This window comes from Borreliella valaisiana VS116 (genome assembly GCF_000170955.2).
Classification (GTDB): Bacteria; Spirochaetota; Spirochaetia; order Borreliales; family Borreliaceae; genus Borreliella; species Borreliella valaisiana.
In genome coordinates, this window is the sequence record NZ_ABCY02000001.1 from 529,302 (window position 1) to 544,706 (window position 15,405).

General features: G+C 27.3%; 13 protein-coding genes. 5 read left to right on the forward strand and 8 right to left on the reverse strand.

The genetic code is table 11. The annotated features are described in order from the left end of the window. Position 1 precedes the first annotated feature (1 nt). From dnaJ to grpE, 3 genes are read right to left on the reverse strand one after another with little or no spacing between them, the layout of a single operon-like run. Positions 2-1,096 (reverse strand): molecular chaperone DnaJ, encoded by a 1,095-nt coding sequence (gene dnaJ, locus BVAVS116_RS02580; RefSeq protein WP_006068791.1) that lies wholly within the window; start codon positions 1,094-1,096, stop codon positions 2-4. Further along, positions 1,096-3,003, reverse strand: coding sequence for a molecular chaperone DnaK (dnaK, locus tag BVAVS116_RS02585; RefSeq protein ID WP_006068880.1), 1,908 nt, complete (start codon positions 3,001-3,003; stop codon positions 1,096-1,098). The genes dnaJ and dnaK overlap by 1 nt, the downstream gene beginning before the upstream one ends. Before the next feature lie 24 nt (positions 3,004-3,027). After that, complete coding sequence (grpE, locus tag BVAVS116_RS02590) at positions 3,028-3,591, reverse strand: nucleotide exchange factor GrpE (protein ID WP_006068951.1); 564 nt, start codon at positions 3,589-3,591, stop codon at positions 3,028-3,030. Between the two features lie 380 nt (positions 3,592-3,971). Between grpE and nadE the strand changes: the two genes are divergently transcribed. Together nadE and BVAVS116_RS02600 are read left to right on the forward strand one after the other, a co-directional pair. Then, a complete protein-coding gene (gene nadE, locus BVAVS116_RS02595) occupies positions 3,972-5,510 on the forward strand; it encodes an NAD(+) synthase (RefSeq protein ID WP_006068296.1) in 1,539 nt (512 codons plus the stop codon). A gap of 1,151 nt (positions 5,511-6,661) precedes the next feature. Next, the gene (locus BVAVS116_RS02600) at positions 6,662-7,516 is read left to right on the forward strand and encodes an inositol monophosphatase family protein (RefSeq protein WP_040351366.1); all 855 of its coding nucleotides are present in this window, start codon (positions 6,662-6,664) and stop codon (positions 7,514-7,516) included. Between the two features lie 26 nt (positions 7,517-7,542). On the opposite strand, the gene BVAVS116_RS02605 is transcribed toward BVAVS116_RS02600, so the two are convergent. After that, positions 7,543-7,965: a hypothetical protein gene (locus BVAVS116_RS02605; RefSeq protein ID WP_006068404.1), complete on the reverse strand. Its 423-nt coding sequence runs from the start codon at positions 7,963-7,965 to the stop codon at positions 7,543-7,545. 104 nt (positions 7,966-8,069) lie between these two features. Between BVAVS116_RS02605 and BVAVS116_RS02610 the strand changes: the two genes are divergently transcribed. Together BVAVS116_RS02610 and BVAVS116_RS02615 are read left to right on the forward strand one after the other, a co-directional pair. Next, positions 8,070-9,884 carry a hypothetical protein gene (locus tag BVAVS116_RS02610; RefSeq protein ID WP_006068270.1) on the forward strand — a complete coding sequence of 605 codons (1,815 nt, stop codon included), beginning with the start codon at positions 8,070-8,072 and terminating at the stop codon, positions 9,882-9,884. Then, the gene (locus tag BVAVS116_RS02615) at positions 9,877-10,665 is read left to right on the forward strand and encodes a type III pantothenate kinase (RefSeq protein ID WP_006068647.1); all 789 of its coding nucleotides are present in this window, start codon (positions 9,877-9,879) and stop codon (positions 10,663-10,665) included. The genes BVAVS116_RS02610 and BVAVS116_RS02615 overlap by 8 nt, the downstream gene beginning before the upstream one ends. A 21-nt stretch (positions 10,666-10,686) precedes the next feature. On the opposite strand, the gene BVAVS116_RS02620 is transcribed toward BVAVS116_RS02615, so the two are convergent. From BVAVS116_RS02620 to BVAVS116_RS02635, 4 genes are all read right to left on the reverse strand, one after another. Continuing rightward, complete coding sequence (locus tag BVAVS116_RS02620) at positions 10,687-11,634, reverse strand: aldo/keto reductase (protein ID WP_006068448.1); 948 nt, start codon at positions 11,632-11,634, stop codon at positions 10,687-10,689. 92 nt (positions 11,635-11,726) lie between these two features. Continuing rightward, positions 11,727-12,536, reverse strand: a complete 810-nt coding sequence (locus BVAVS116_RS02625; RefSeq protein WP_006068756.1) for a TIGR02757 family protein — start codon at positions 12,534-12,536, stop codon at positions 11,727-11,729. After that, positions 12,520-13,134, reverse strand: coding sequence for a glucosaminidase domain-containing protein (locus BVAVS116_RS02630; protein ID WP_006068698.1), 615 nt, complete (start codon positions 13,132-13,134; stop codon positions 12,520-12,522). Before BVAVS116_RS02630 ends, BVAVS116_RS02625 begins: the two co-directional genes overlap by 17 nt. 2 nt (positions 13,135-13,136) lie before the next feature. Next, entirely contained in the window at positions 13,137-14,435 is a 1,299-nt protein-coding gene (locus BVAVS116_RS02635) for a hypothetical protein (protein WP_006068966.1), read from the reverse strand. A 188-nt stretch (positions 14,436-14,623) separates the two neighbouring features. Between BVAVS116_RS02635 and BVAVS116_RS02640 the strand changes: the two genes are divergently transcribed. Then, positions 14,624-15,385, forward strand: a complete 762-nt coding sequence (locus BVAVS116_RS02640; RefSeq protein ID WP_006068905.1) for an MBL fold metallo-hydrolase — start codon at positions 14,624-14,626, stop codon at positions 15,383-15,385. Positions 15,386-15,405 lie beyond the last annotated feature (20 nt).

Genomic DNA, 15,405 nt, shown 5'->3' on the forward strand with positions numbered 1-15,405 from the left:
ATTATACTTTGAGTAAATCTATTTCATCACCATCTCTTAATTCTTTGCTCAAGCTTTCAAAAAGTTTGATAGCATTAGAATTTAAATTTTTAGGTGTTTTTATTTTAGTGATTAATATTAAGTTTCCAAACTTTTCGGTTTGAAGAATTGGCATTCCTGCGTTTTTAATTAAAATTTGTTCTTCATTTTCTATTCCTTTTGGAATTTGTATTTTAATCTCTTTTGAAGCGATTGTTTTTATTCTTACTTCTTTTCCAAGGGCTGCTTGAGTAAAGCTTATTGGAAGCATTGCGTAGAGATCTTTGCCATTTCTTTTAAATATTTTATGAGATTTTATCAATATTTTTACATAAAGATCACCATATTCTTGGTTATCTGGATTAACATTTCCTTTTCCTTTCATTTTTATTTGTTGGTTATTATCAATACCCGAAGGAATGTTTAATTGAATAGTTTCTTGCTTTGTAAGGCTTCCTTTTCCTTTACAAGATTTACAAGGGTTTGATATTATTTTCCCTTCACCATAGCATTTAGAACATGTTGTTGTAACTCTGAAAAATCCTCCTCCTTGTACTACTCTTCCGCTGCCGTTACACATGTTGCATATCGAAGGGCTTGAACCTTTTTCGGATTTTTTTCCTAAACAAGAATGGCAGAGTATTTGTCTTGTTATGTTTATATTATTTTTGTAACCAAAGTATGCATTTTCAAGAGATATTTCTATGTTATATCCTACGTCTTCACCTTTTGCATGTTTTCTATTTTTTTCTTGTCCTTTGTTGCCAGTGAAAAATGAATCAAAAATATCGCCAAAATCTTCAAAGATGTCTGAAAACCCACTAAATCCACCTGAAAATCCTTCAAATCCTCCCCCTTCAAAAGCGGAATGTCCAAATCTGTCGTATTTGGCTTTCTTATTGTCATCTATTAAAATTTCATAAGCTTGAGTAGCTTCTTTAAAAATAGAAGCGGCCTCTTCATTCCCTTGATTTCTGTCGGGGTGATATTTGATTGCTATTTTTCTATAAGCTTTTTTTATTTCATCTTTTGAGGCTCCTTTTGAGAGCCCCAAAATTTCATAATAATCTTTTTTCACTATTTTTTATCCTCGTCAACAACTTCGTAATCAGCTTCTTTACCTTCTTCGCTTGTATTGCTTTGGGTACCATTTTCTTGTTGGCTGCTTGCATTTTGCTGGGAAGGATCTTTATACATCATTTCAGCTATCTTATAAGAAGCTTTTTGAAGTTCTTCTGTTCTAGATTTTATAAGTGAAATGTCTTCCTTTTCAAGACTTTCTTTTAATTCTTTTATTTTATTTTCAATAGCGTCTTTATCTTCGCTTGAAATTTTTTCAGAATATTCTTTTAATGATTTTTCTGTTTGATAAATTAAAGAATTAGCTGTATTTTTTGCTTCAATATTTTCTTTTAATTTTTTATCTTCTTCCGCATGAGCTTCTGCATCTTTTACCATGCGATCTATTTCTGATTCAGAAAGTCCTGATGATGATTCAATTCTAATTTTTTGTTCTTTTCCTGTTCCCATATCTTTTGCAGACACGTGAACTATTCCATTAGCGTCAATGTCAAAACTAACTTCAATTTGAGGCACTCCTCTTGGTGCTGCCGGTATTCCATCAAGTATGAAATTACCAAGTATTCTATTTTGTGCTGCCATTTCACGTTCACCTTGAAGGACTTTAATATCAACAGAGGTTTGATTGTCAGCAGCTGTTGAGAATACTTGACTTTTTTTTGTAGGAATTGTAGTGTTTCGTTCAATAAGTTTGGTCATCACACCACCTAGCGTTTCTATTCCTAGTGAGAGTGGAGTAACGTCAAGGAGTACCATGTCTTTAGTTTCTCCGGTTAAAATACCACCCTGAATAGCAGCTCCAATTGCTACAGCTTCATCTGGATTTACTCCTTTGTTAGGCTCTTGTCCAAATATATCTTTTACAATTTTTTGAATAGCAGGAATTCTTGTTGATCCACCTACAAGTATTACTTCATTGATGTCAGAAGCTTTAAGTCCGGCATCTTTAATAGCTTTAAGGCATGGTTCTTTTGTTTTTTGAACTAAATGGTCTACCATTTGTTCGAATTTTGCTCTTGTTAGAGTTTGTTGTAAGTGTTTTGGACCGTTTGCATCTGCTGTAATAAATGGAAGATTTATTGAAGCTTCTTGTGCGCCTGAAAGTTCTATTTTAGCTTTTTCAGCTGCCTCTTTGAGTCTTTGGAGAGCCATTTTGTCGTTTGACAAATCAATAGCGCTTTCTTTTTTGAATTCTGAAATTAAATGCTTTATTATCTCATCGTCAAAATTATCACCTCCAAGGTGTGTGTCTCCATTGGTGGACTTTACTTCAAAAACACCATCTCCAAGCTCCAATATTGAAATGTCAAATGTTCCTCCACCAAGATCGTAAACGGCAACAATCTCTTCGTGTTTTTTTTCAATTCCATAAGCAAGAGCAGCGGCAGTTGGTTCGTTAACAATTCTTTTTACCTCAAGGCCTGCTATTTTACCAGCATCTTTTGTAGCCTGTCTTTGAGCGTCGTTAAAGTAAGCAGGAACTGTAATGACAGCTTCTGTAACTTTTTCACCCAAGTAAGCTTCTGCTGTTTCTTTCATTTTTGTAAGAGTTGCTGCTGAGATTTCAGGCGGTGACATTTGCTTTTTTATATTGGAAATGTTTACTCGCGCGTCGCCATTTAGTCCTTTTTCTATTTTATAAGGAACCATTTTTATTTCGCTTGCAACCTCTTCAAATCTTCTTCCCATAAATCTTTTGATGGAATAAATTGTGTTTTCAGGGTTTGTAACCATTTGGTTTTTTGCGACTTGCCCTACAAGTCTTTCGCCTTTATTTGTGTATGCAACAATAGATGGAGTAGTTCTGCCTCCTTCTGAATTTTGTATTACAACTGGTTTTCCATGCTCCATTATAGCTACGCATGAGTTTGTTGTTCCTAGATCAATACCTATTATTTTGCCCATATTATAAACCTCCTTCTTTTCTAATTAATTTTTACTTTGAGCAACTTTAACTTTTGCTGTTCTTAATATTCTATCGTTGTAGCAATAACCTTTTTGGTATACTTCTACTATTTCTGGATTTTTAAGACCTTCTTTCTCTTCAATGCTTATTGCTTCATGACGACTTGGGTCAAAATTTTCACCATTTTCTCCAAATTTTTTTAAATTATATTTTTTATCAAAGATTGATAGTATTTCATTTTCAATCATACTGATTCCTGTTAATAGGTTGTCAAAATCTTTAGATTTTTTTGAAGAGTTAATAGCTCGTTCTAGGTTATCAAGAAAATTAACCACATCTTTCATTATGGTTTCATTTGCAAATTTAACAAAATTGTCTTTTTCTTTTTCTAATCTTTTTCTGAAGTTTTCAAATTCTGCTTGTTTTCTTAAATACAAATCTTTAAGATTGGAGATTTCATTTTCAAGCTCGGTAATTTTTTTATCAGAATTTACCAGATTTAAGTTTTCTTTTTTTTGAGATTTTGTATTTTTGTTATCTTGTTTGTTGGGTTTTTCGGTTTCGGTTTTAGTTTCTTTTTTTTCCATTTTCCCTCCTTTGATAAAGCATTTTATCTTTAAAAAAAATATTTTACAAATTTTTTTCTTTCTTAAAATTTACTAAAATTGATTCATTTTGATCATTTGCAAGCTATATATTTTTCTTAAGCTTTCAGCAATAGTGTTATATTGATACATATTTTTATTTGGCAAAAATGTTCGTGTGTATTTTTTTGTCAAAATAAAAAAATTTAATTTTTTTATTTATCAAAATAATTTTGGGGTCATTTTTTGATTTTATTTGTTTTTAGTGTGTTTATAGATACCTATAATTTTAGGATATTGTTGGAATATGGATGAGTATTGGTTTTGCGAAGCTATTAATTTTTTTTGTTGTAATTTAATGTATTATTGCTTATTATTTACCTATGAAAATAAGCATTGCTCAAACGAAATACAGCGTTTTAGATCTTGATAAATGTATTGTTGATTTTAAAATTAATTATGATGAGGCCTTACTAAAAGGGTCAGATGTTTTAGTTTTTCCTTCTATGTTTTTAGGCAGTACTAAGTATGCTGAGTTGTTTGATCGTTTGAAATATTCTCAAGATATATGTAAATTTATTGAAATTATGAAAGAACAGGTTAATGATAGTACTTTAGTTGTTTTTGGTCATAGTGTTTATGAGAGTGGCAAATTTGTAGATATTATTTCTGTCATCAGTAATCATGAAGTTATTTTAACTGTATCACAATATAATTTACCCGAATTTTTTATTTATAAGAACAATGTATTTGCTGTATTAAATTTTGAGGATGCTTTGTTATTTGAAGAATTAAGTCCCCAATTTGGCGAAAATTTAAAGAAGGCTCAGTATTTAATAGTACCATCCAAATCTTATTTCACTAGGGAAAAGAATAGTCTTAGGTTAAAATTCTTTGAAAGAGTTGCTGTTGAGAATAATTTGGATGTTGTTTATTCAAATTTTTATGGAGTTGAGGATTCTGCAGTTTATGATGGATGTAGTTTTTTTATTAATAGTCTTGGAAAGATAAAACAAGCTAAAGGATTTGAATTTGATTTTATATCTAATGATGCATTTCAAGATTTAAAATTTGATACATGTAATGGACTTTTTGAAAAAATTATTTTAGCAATATCTCTTGTTTTAAGAGAATATATTTATTTTTCGGGATTTTCTAAAGTTCATTTGGGATTGTCTGGGGGTATTGATTCTGCACTTGTTGCGTGTCTTGCATGTTTTGCTTTGGGCGCTGAGAATGTTGTTGGAATTTCTATGCCTAGTAAATTTTCATCAGTAGATTCTATTTCTGATGCTAAAGAGCTTTCTAAAAAATTAGGGTTTAAATTAATTGAAATGCCAATAAAAGACTTGTTTGAGGTAAGTAGTAGATTTTTTGAAGGGCATTTTGATGTTAAAGGCGTTACTGGAGAAAATTTACAAGCTCGGTTAAGGGGACTTTTATTAATGTCTTATAGTAATTCTAAAAATTCTTTGCTTTTAAATACTGGCAATAAAAGTGAAATCGCAGTTGGTTATTGTACCCTATATGGGGATACTTGTGGGGGATTAGCTTTGATTGGAGATCTTTTTAAAACGGAGGTTTATGATCTTGCAAAATATATTAATGCAAAGTTTGGAGAATGTATTATTCCCGTTAATATTATTTTAAAGGAGCCTTCGGCTGAGTTAAAGTTTGATCAAAAAGATAGTGATTATCTTCCAAAATATGAAGTTCTTGATGATATTTTAAATAGATATTTGATTGACAATGAATCTATAAATTCAATTTATCTTCATTTTGAAAAAGGCACAGTTGATAAAGTTTTAAATCTTTATTTTAAAAATGAATACAAAAGAAGACAAGGAGCCCCTATAGTTAAAGTTTCTAAAAAGACCTTTGGTTTTGAACTTTCAATTCCTATTTTAAATAATATGGTTTGAAATTATGGTTAGGGCTTGGTTGTTTAAATCCTATTTATTTTTTAAATTTTATTAATAATATTTTTTACGGAAAAAATTTGAGATTTAATATTATTTAATGTTTTTGAAAAGGCCTTTAAAATGTTTTTATGGATCTAATTGTTTTAGTTTGAGTTGTTAAAAGTAAAATTAATTTAGCTTTAAATTTGCTCAAGTTTTTTAAAAGTAATATTCTTTTATCAAAGATATTCATTTTTTGTATTGAAAGTAGAGGATAATGAGCGTTGTTAGGGCGCTTGTTTAAGAGGAAGTTGATTAGTTTTTCAAGAGTCTAGATTTTTTATATTGGATTCTAAGATTAAAAATTTTATTAAAAAGAAGCAAGCTAAAGGTTAATAACAAAAGTATTTAAAGCTGTTATTTGAGAGCACAAATCACCTTGAGAGCAATATAATATAATTAAATCTGATTGATAATATTGAAAGTTTACTTACTAGAAAATTTAAAAACAGCTTTTTAAGTTCAAATTAAATTTTTATACTTTTAAATAAAGTATATGAGGACTTTTAATGATTATTTTATAAATAATCATTAATTTGAAATCTATTTAGTAAGTATATCAGGTTATGGTATAGGATTAGCTTTTTGCTTGGTGTATTAAAATTATTAATTTTTATGTTATGGTAGTTGGTAATAATACAATCCTTTTTGAAGTATTAAATTATGTCAATAATTATTTATTGAATTTAGAAGTGATATGTGTATTACATTGTTGTGTGGGATTTTGAATATGAAAACTAGAAAAATGAAATTTTCTCTAAAGCTCCTACTTCATTCTATTGTTTTTAATTCTAATGGGATTTTAGACTTGAATTAAAAGATATTACTTTTTAAATTGGAAGCTATGTATTTCTGAGAAAAAGAGTTTGTGTTTGATAAATTTTTTCAGTTTTTGCTATTTAATTGAGTCTATGAGATTGAGAATAAAAAAATTTGGGGGGGGATGGATATTTATGATTTTTATACTATCCTTAGTAAAAAAAGATTCTAATTTATAACATTTTGTTTTATAGATGCTTTATTAAAAAATAGTGGATTTTGCAAAAGTTATGCTTTTAGAGATGATTTTTTCAATTTTAGAATTTATTCTTAATAAAAGAATCGAGATAAAAATGGATTGGGATTTCGAAAAAATTATATTTTTATTAAATGAGTCAACTAAGCTTGCATTAAGTGGTTGTGATAAATTAAGTTTAGATTTTAAATCTGATGGATCTATTGTAACTCAGGTTGATAAGCAGATTGAGCAATTCTTATCTAAAGAAATCAAAAAGCCCGGTAATTTTATTCTTGGAGAAGAGACAATATATACCTATGGAGAAGATTATATCAAAGATGCGTTAATGTCAAAGAGTACTTTTATTATTGATCCGATTGATGGAACTTCTTCTTTTGCAGCAGGTCTTCCTTCATATGGAATATCGCTAGCGTGTGCTAGTGGTGGAAAAATTATTGAAGGAGCTATTTCTCTCCCTTTAAGCGGAGAGTTTTTTATTACTTATAAAGATAGTGTATTTTATGCTAAAAAAAACATTGGCAGCTATCCTTTAAGAAAAGATTTTAATAAGTTTATTTTTGCTAATTCTGAATGTTATAATACACACAGTTTGCTTGCAGTATCAAAGTCTATTATAAGGTCGTTTAATCTTAATGTTTCTTCTCATATTCATATTAATGGCTCTTGTGTTTATTCTTTTGCCAAGCTTTTTACAGGTTCTTATAAGGCCTATTTTTCTTTTGTAGGGCTTTGGGATATTGCAGCGTGTTTAGCTATTGGGGATAAATTGGGTATGGTTGGTGAATTTTATTGTGGCAATAAAATGACATTGGATATCCTAGATTCAATGTACATTTTAGAGTCTAATAATCATAAGAGATGGTCCTTGAAAGATTTTTTTATTTATTCTGATAATAAATCAACAATAGACGTTGTAAGAAAAATAGCGAATAAAAAATTTAATAAGTAAGATTTTTAAAAAGAATTTGAAAATAGTTATTTATGTTTTGCAGTTTTATTATTATTAGATTCAATGTCGAGTGTTTTTATTAGCTTATTTAAGGTCCAGCTTGAAAATTTTATGTAAAGCATTTTAATTGGATTTTTTGTATATTTTTTTAGCACCTTTAAAGATTCTATATTCATTAAAGCTATTATTTCCTTTAGTGTTTTTGGCAAATTGTTGAAAATTTTGGAACCAACCTTATGCCCTTCTAGAATAAAATTTTGAAGAGTTATTTGATCTTTTTTTTGCAGGCGTCTCATATATAATTTTAAAATACGCTCTTGTGATTTCATAATTTCTGAATTAATTTGTTCTTGTTTTTTGGTAATTTTTTTCTTGTTTTCAATAACGGGTTTTTTAGGTAGAGACTTATAAGGATTTGTTCCTGGAATATAATTTTTAGGAATTTTCATATACTTTGCTCCTACGCAACTAGCTAACTTATATAGTTTATTATTTTTTTTGTTTTTATGCAATCAATATTGATATTTTAATTTTTTATGATTAGAATCATCATATGAAGGGGTTTTTAAGGGCGGGAGCTTTTAATTTATTACTTGGTTTTTTAATATTATTTGTTGTTATTTTTTTGCAATTTAGGAATTTAAACGTAAATATATTTTTTTTAAAAGATGTAAAGTTAGAAGTAAATAATAAGGTTGAAAATAGTGAATATATTTTAAATGATATTGTTGTTAATGTTAGAGGACTTAGGATACTTTTGTCCAAACTTAATCCACTTATTGTTTTAGAAACAGGGTTAAATCTTTTGCCCATCTCTTATAAAGTTCAAGACATGGGTATTTATGTTTATTTCGAGAATAATATTTTTCTAGGATTTTTATTTGATTCAGAAAATAATTTTATCATTGAATCAAATCTCTCGAAAAGCTTTTTGTTAAGCTATGAGGTTGAAGATCATTATGAAGTTTTATTAGATAAGCCTACTATTTCAATAAGACAAGGAGAAAATTTGGAATATAAAGTCTTTTTAGGAGAAAATGTAAAAATAAGAAAAAAAGATATTTTAATTTCTCCTCAATCAACATTTAGAATTGGTAATGTTATTTATATTGATTCACCAAAGAAAAATATTTCAAATTTCATTATAGAGGGCATTCAAAGTAATATATTAGATCATTCTATTATGCATTCAAAAATTAAAGATGTGGATAGTAAAATTTTTAATGATGCTTTAAATAATTTTAGACAAAGTGCTTATGATTCTTGGAACAATCCTATTAATTTTAATGTTTCAAAGGGAGGATGGTTTAAATACGGAGCTTATGGCTTTGATGAAAATCTAATGGTTTGTTTTTTAGCAGAATCCTTAATTAGAGGAGAGCACGAATCAATATTTTTAAAATTAGATTCTTTATTGGTTAAAAATGAACATAAGCTTACTTATTTAAGTTTAAATTATTATGCTAATTCAGATCAAATTGATAAATTTTTTTCTTATTTATCAAGAAATAAAACTTTTATTGACTCTCTTGAGAAAGACAGACTTGTGGTTTATTTGAAGGAGGATCCTCGTCTTTTAGAAAAAATTTTTTTATCAGAAAACATTTCCAAATTGAATGATGCTTTAAAGCTTCTCAGAGATCCTAAAAAAATATTAAATTCTAATTTTGATTTTAACCAAACTTACAATATTCTCTTTAATTATCTTACGTTTCTTAAGATTAGCAATGATGATTCTGTTTATTCAAGTTTTAAAAAGGAGCTTTATAAATTTGTATTCACTTTATTTGGTGTTACAGATGAAGGAAAAGTTTATATTTTAAATAATAGTATTAATTCATCTGATGTTGTTGAGTATGCATTAAAGATTTCTGGGGTTCTTAAAAGAATATCATCTTATTTAAAAGATAATTTAATATTAAAGCTTTCAAATAATGTGATTTATTATTCTTTAATTAGTGATTATGTTAAAGGAATTCCTTATGAAAGTTATTATTCTGATATTATTGACAATAAATATATGCCTCAATTTATCTTTATTTCTGATCTTGGGTCTATCAGGTGGATATATGCTGCGTCTAAAGTTTTAAATAGTGAAATTACTGATGCCAAAGTTACAATTAATTTTGATCAAGAGATTAATTATTCAAACTATATGTTTTTTGGAAATATTTTAAATCCAACTTTAGTAAGATTTAGAGAGATTGATTGGTTTACAGATTATAAGTTTTACGTATATTCTGATGGTTGGAAGTATTATCCTTTGAGTAAAATTTTGGTTATTAAAGCAACACCTAAGAAAAAGAAAATCTTTAATCTTTTATTAAGATTTGATAAAATTCCAAAAAAAATAAATATTTATGAATAAGCCTTTATTATCAGAGTTGGTAATTGACATTGGAAATACTAGTATTGCTTTTGCCCTATTTAAAAACAATAAAGTTAATTTATTTATTAAAATGAAGACAAATCTTATGTTAGGGTATGATGAGGCTTATGGGTTTTTTGAAGAAAAACTTGATTTTAATGTAAGTCAAGTTTTTATAAGTAGCGTTGTTCCTATTCTTAATGGAATATTTGAAAATGTCATTTTTTCTTTTTTGAAGGTAAAGCCCCTGTTTATTAGTTTTGATTTGGATTATAACTTAACATTTAATCCTTACAAAAGTGGTAAATTTTTGTTAGGTTCAGACGTTTTTGCTAATCTTATTGCAGCCATTGAAAATTATTCATTAGAGAATGTTCTGGTAGTAGATCTTGGGACAGCTTGTACTATTTTTGCTGTTAGTAGGCACGATGGAATACTAGGTGGTCTTATTAATTCTGGTCCTTTGATAAATTTTAATTCTTTATTAGATAAAGCCTATCTTTTGAAGAAATTTCCCATCAGCACTCCAAGTAATCTTTTAGAGAGAACTACAGCTGGAAGTGTAAACAGTGGTTTGTTTTATCAATATAAGTATTTAATAGAAGGTGTTTATCATGACATTAAAAAGATATATAAAAAAGAATTTGATTTGATAATTACTGGAGGTAATGCAAGTCTACTTTTGCCATTAATTGATATAAATTTTATTTTTAATATTCATTTAACCGTAGAAGGTATTAGAATTTTAGGAAATTCTATTGTCTTTAAGTGTATTAATTGAAATATTTGTTTTTAGAAAGTTTTAAATTTTTTTGTTAAATAAGTTTGGGAAATTTTTTGTTTGATGATTAAAATTATCTAAGATTGATGTAATCTCTTTGTATACCTCTTCATTAATTTCTGCTTTAAATGAATTTAAGTTTGATTCTACATAACTTTCTTTGCTGAAACCCACTATAAATCCGCTTAATTTTGTTTTTTTGAGCCATGCATATGTTAATTCTAAAATTGTTAAGTTGTTTTTCTTTGCTATCTTTGTAAGTTCATTTATGGTTTTTAAAGTATAAGGCCAAATTTCTTTTTTAAAAAGTATCAATTTTTTTGTTATATTATCATTAAATTTGTTTTTGTCTTTTATATTAGCTTTAGATAAAAGTCCTTGAGCAATTGTTGAATATGATATGGTGACAATATCATTGTCTTCACAGTAAGGGATTACATCTTTTTCTTTATTTCTAAATAAGGGGTTGTATCCTATTTGGTTTACGTCAATTTTGCAAACTTTTTTTACGCTTTCCATGTGCGATATTTCAAAATTACTTACACCCACATATTTTATTTTTTCTTTTGCTCTCATTTCTTCAAGAAATGATGCGATTGGTCTTAGGTCAAAATCGGTTTTAGGCCAGTGTATATAGTAAATATCTATATAATTAGTTTTTAAATTTTTAAGACTTTCATTAAAGTTCTTTGTATATTCTGAAATTTCCATTGGGTAGCATTTACTTGCAATTAAAATATTTTCTCTTATTGTTGGATCTTCTGCTATTATTTCACCAATTATTTTTTCTGAAATTCCATTTCCATAAGCTTTTGCAGTATCAATATTTCTAATCCCGTGATCATATGCTTTTTTTAATATTTTTTTGGCTGTTTCTTTTTTAACCTGTTTAAAATATCCACCTCCAAATTGCCAAGACCCCAAAATTAGTTTGCTATAAGTATTTATTTTTTCTTTAAGATTATTCATAGATTCTCCTTTTTATTTTATGAAAAATTGGTGGTTTTGTTTTAATGGTTTGTTTAAGTATTTATTATTTTAAAGATTTTGTAAATAAAATTTTATAGTTTGTCAATATTTTTTAGTAATTTTTCTTTGTTAAAATCTCTATTTATTCCAAATCTGGTTAAAGAGAAATCGTATTTTACAGGATCTTCATTATTTTCTTTTGAAAAATAGTCTGTAATTTTTATTGCTTTTTTAAGATTTATGTTTTTTATTTCTTTTATTTTAAATAGTTTTGAGGCAATGCTTGTCATATGAGTGTCCATTGGTACTATAAGGTTATTAGGATTAAATTTGTTCCAAATGCCTAAATCGACGTCATCTTTACGTATCATCCATCTTAAGAATAAAAAAAGTCTTTTACAAGAACTTCCCTTTGAAGGCTTTGGAAGGAGCATTCCAAATTCTTTTCCATTTATTTTTTCCATATGCTTTATTAATTCATCTAGACTAAGTATAAAATTTTGATTTTTATAATAAATATTGTAAAGAAGATTTTCAATTGTATGATGTTGTTCTTTTATTATTTTGAGGGTGTATAGTAGGCTCACAATGTCTTCTTCTTTAAAAAATCTATAAACAAATCCTTTAAATATTTCTTTTAAGTCTTTTTTATTTACTAGCTTAAGGTTCTCAGAGGGGGATTTGCCAAGTGGTTTGAGTATCCTTTCTATTGCTTCTAAAATTTTTTCTACCCTTCCAAGTGACAATGAAGAACTAATTAAACCTACAAGTTCAATGTCTTCTTTTTTTTTGTACCTGTATAAAAATTCTAAAGGATCAGGATGTATAAATTTTTTTTTATTGTATTTTAAATATATTTCTTCTAGAAAATTATATAGCGAGTTTTTAGCTTTTATTTGCATTATTATATTTTAGTAGTTCTAATAATATTTTTTTAAGTTTTTTATCGTAAAATTTGTCTTTTGCCCATTTTCCAGTCAAATCATATATTGTTGGGGCAGATCCTCTTTTAACAAGGTAAAATCTAGGATCAACCACATTTGAGTTAATATTTTGTTTTGATGCATAAGCTTTTAAGTGTTGAATATGAGCTTTAATTCCTTCTGTAATATTAGAAAAAGAATTTCCTTTTGTAAGGTTGTTAGTAGCACCTATTCCTGAAAAATTGTGTTGTTCTTTTGAAACTATTCCATTAAATTTTAGAGCTCCTGTTTCTAGTAGCATTTGAGCATATGCAATGTCGTAATTAATTCCTTCAATCAAAGATTCATCTATGTAAGTTTTAGCAATAGTATTTACATAGTTTTTGTCAAGGTCTGGATTTATTTCTAGAGTATATTTTACAAGGTCTTCCAGTTGAGTTTTTCCTCTACTTATTAAAAAGGGAATATATTTTTCTTTTTCTATTTCAATACTTATTTCGATTATTTCTTCATTGCTATAAGCTTTATTTGTTAAAAAGATGTTGATCATTACAAACAGCAAGAGTTTTTTTATCATTATTATTTTTCCTCTTCAATAAATTTGTTAATTTCAGTAACTACATAATTGAATTTTGATAGCATTGATTTTTTGTTTTTTAAAAAATTAAAACTTTTTAAATAGTTCCTGCTAAAAATAAGATCAGAAATTTCTGCAATATTACTTATGTATATTGGCTTTATAGAATTTATATTAGTAGCTTTTATAGGAAGTTCCTTTTCATTTTCTTTTAAAATTAGTTGTAAGTTTTTTAAGTTTCTTATTGTTTGTGGTTTGCCCCCTATATTAATATATTTTGTTATATTTGTGTTTTTTTCAAGGATAAAATTAGCAATATTTGCTTGATTTCCCATCGTAATTAACGTTAGTTTATTAAGGTTCATTTTTGAATTTAAAAATTTTAAATTTTGGCTTGATTTTGCGAGTTCAATAATGTTTTGAATATCATTTTCAGTAGATGCGATATCAGCTTTTTCATTAAAGATATTAGCGGGTTCAATTAAATAGCTAATGCTTTTGTTGATTGCATAGCTAAATATACTTTTATGGCTGTTTTTAATAAAATCGTAGCTTTTCATATGTTTGTATTTTGGTGAATATAAATAAACAATTTTTCCTTTCTTAACAAGCCTGCTGATTAAGGATTTAAACATTGAATCGTGAGAATAATAAGGAAGTATAAGTAAAATAGAATCATATAGTTTTTGGTTATCGCTAATGAAAGCTTGTTTATATACATTATTCTGCTTTGGTAAATAGTTCATTTCGTTTATGAAAAAAGGATTAAATTCATACAAAAGAAATGGATTTTGTTTTTTTAAACCCAAAGTTGAGCTTATAGGATACCAAATTGATAAGTTTAAATCATTTTTGTGATCTTTAATTCTTATGAATCCAATTTGGTAGCTATTGTTTTCATCTTTGGGATAATTAACAAACAGTGCTAAGTATGAAAAAATGGTTGCAATAATAACAGTTAAAATAGCAGGTATTACAAGTATTGTTTTTAGTAAAATTGAAAAAAATATTCCTTTTGATTTTTTTGCAGGATTGCTGTTACTATTACGCCTTCTTCTTCTATTTACTATTGTTGTTATGTTTTTAAAGAAGGTGATTATCATAAAGATTAAGAATATACTGCCAATATATAGCATTAACGGTTTGATTTCTGTGAGGTATAAAGTTATTACAAAAAATGTACCTGGCAATATTATGAAATAGTCTTCATAAGTAAATTCTTTTTTAAAATTAAATAAATTTACTATTAAAAATATGCTAAAACTAGTTAAGAAAATGAGTTCATAAATTTGCGTATCCATAAAAATAATTTTTCCTTAAATAATTATAAGCATAAAAGTGCTTTTTCCAAAATAGTTTACAGAATTGCTTATTAAATAGTGTTAATTTAATTTCAGATTTAAGGGATGTGATTAAGAGAGTTTAGTTTTGTTTAATATAAAATGTTGTGCTAAAATAAATTATGTTTACAGGCGAAAGGTAGTAACATATGGTCGGAACCTTTTTAGGAACTGGGGCTTCAAGTGGTGTTCCTATGTTAAATTGTAGCTGTAGAGTCTGTGCTTCAAGTTTTAGCAAAAATAAAAGATTGAGAAGTTCTTTTTTTCTTAGGCTATCTTCTGGCATCAAATTGTTGATTGATACAGGTCCTGATATTAGGCAACAACTTTTAAGAGAAAAAATAGATAAGCTTGATTTAGTGCTTTATACCCATGAACATTATGATCATATTATGGGTTTTGATGATATTAAGTTTTATACACGAGATGTTCCTTTAAACATTTATGCTAGAGATACTACTATGGTTCACATAATGAATGCTTTTTCGCATAATTTTTCATCCAAACCTTCTGTAAGTGGAAAGGCGGACGTTATTCCTAATGTGATTAGAGATTTTGAGCCCATTTTTTTTAAAGGTTTAAAGATAATACCAATTCCCTTGATTCATGGAGAGATAATTAGTTTAGGTTATAGGGTAGGCAATTTAGCGTATCTTACTGATGTTAAATTTATTCCTGAAGCTTCCTATGATTATTTAAAAAATTTAGATCTACTTATAATAGATGCTATGAGGATTAAGCCTCATCCTGCTCATTTAAATTTTTCAGAGGCTGTTTGTGAGGTTAAAAAAATCAATCCCAAAATTTCTTATTTTACACATATTGCACACGATATAATGCATGAAGAATTTGAATATTTAGAAAAAGACAATATCTATTTAGCTTATGATGGATTAAAGATTTATATTTGATTTAAGTTTAGTGAGGATTT

Excerpts from the sequence above, each read along its gene's own strand:
- BVAVS116_RS02600 (WP_040351366.1), top strand. The coding sequence starts at position 6,662 with ATGGATTGGGATTTCGAAAAAATTATATTTTTATTAAATGAGTCAACT.
- dnaK (WP_006068880.1), bottom strand. The coding sequence starts at position 3,003 with ATGGGCAAAATAATAGGTATTGATCTAGGAACAACAAACTCATGCGTA.
- grpE (WP_006068951.1), bottom strand. The coding sequence starts at position 3,591 with ATGGAAAAAAAAGAAACTAAAACCGAAACCGAAAAACCCAACAAACAA.
- BVAVS116_RS02610 (WP_006068270.1), top strand. The coding sequence starts at position 8,070 with ATGAAGGGGTTTTTAAGGGCGGGAGCTTTTAATTTATTACTTGGTTTT.
- BVAVS116_RS02620 (WP_006068448.1), bottom strand. The coding sequence starts at position 11,634 with ATGAATAATCTTAAAGAAAAAATAAATACTTATAGCAAACTAATTTTG.
- BVAVS116_RS02630 (WP_006068698.1), bottom strand. The coding sequence starts at position 13,134 with ATGATAAAAAAACTCTTGCTGTTTGTAATGATCAACATCTTTTTAACA.
- BVAVS116_RS02615 (WP_006068647.1), top strand. The coding sequence starts at position 9,877 with ATGAATAAGCCTTTATTATCAGAGTTGGTAATTGACATTGGAAATACT.
- BVAVS116_RS02605 (WP_006068404.1), bottom strand. The coding sequence starts at position 7,965 with ATGAAAATTCCTAAAAATTATATTCCAGGAACAAATCCTTATAAGTCT.
- BVAVS116_RS02635 (WP_006068966.1), bottom strand. The coding sequence starts at position 14,435 with ATGGATACGCAAATTTATGAACTCATTTTCTTAACTAGTTTTAGCATA.
- BVAVS116_RS02625 (WP_006068756.1), bottom strand. The coding sequence starts at position 12,536 with ATGCAAATAAAAGCTAAAAACTCGCTATATAATTTTCTAGAAGAAATA.
- nadE (WP_006068296.1), top strand. The coding sequence starts at position 3,972 with ATGAAAATAAGCATTGCTCAAACGAAATACAGCGTTTTAGATCTTGAT.
- BVAVS116_RS02640 (WP_006068905.1), top strand. The coding sequence starts at position 14,624 with ATGGTCGGAACCTTTTTAGGAACTGGGGCTTCAAGTGGTGTTCCTATG.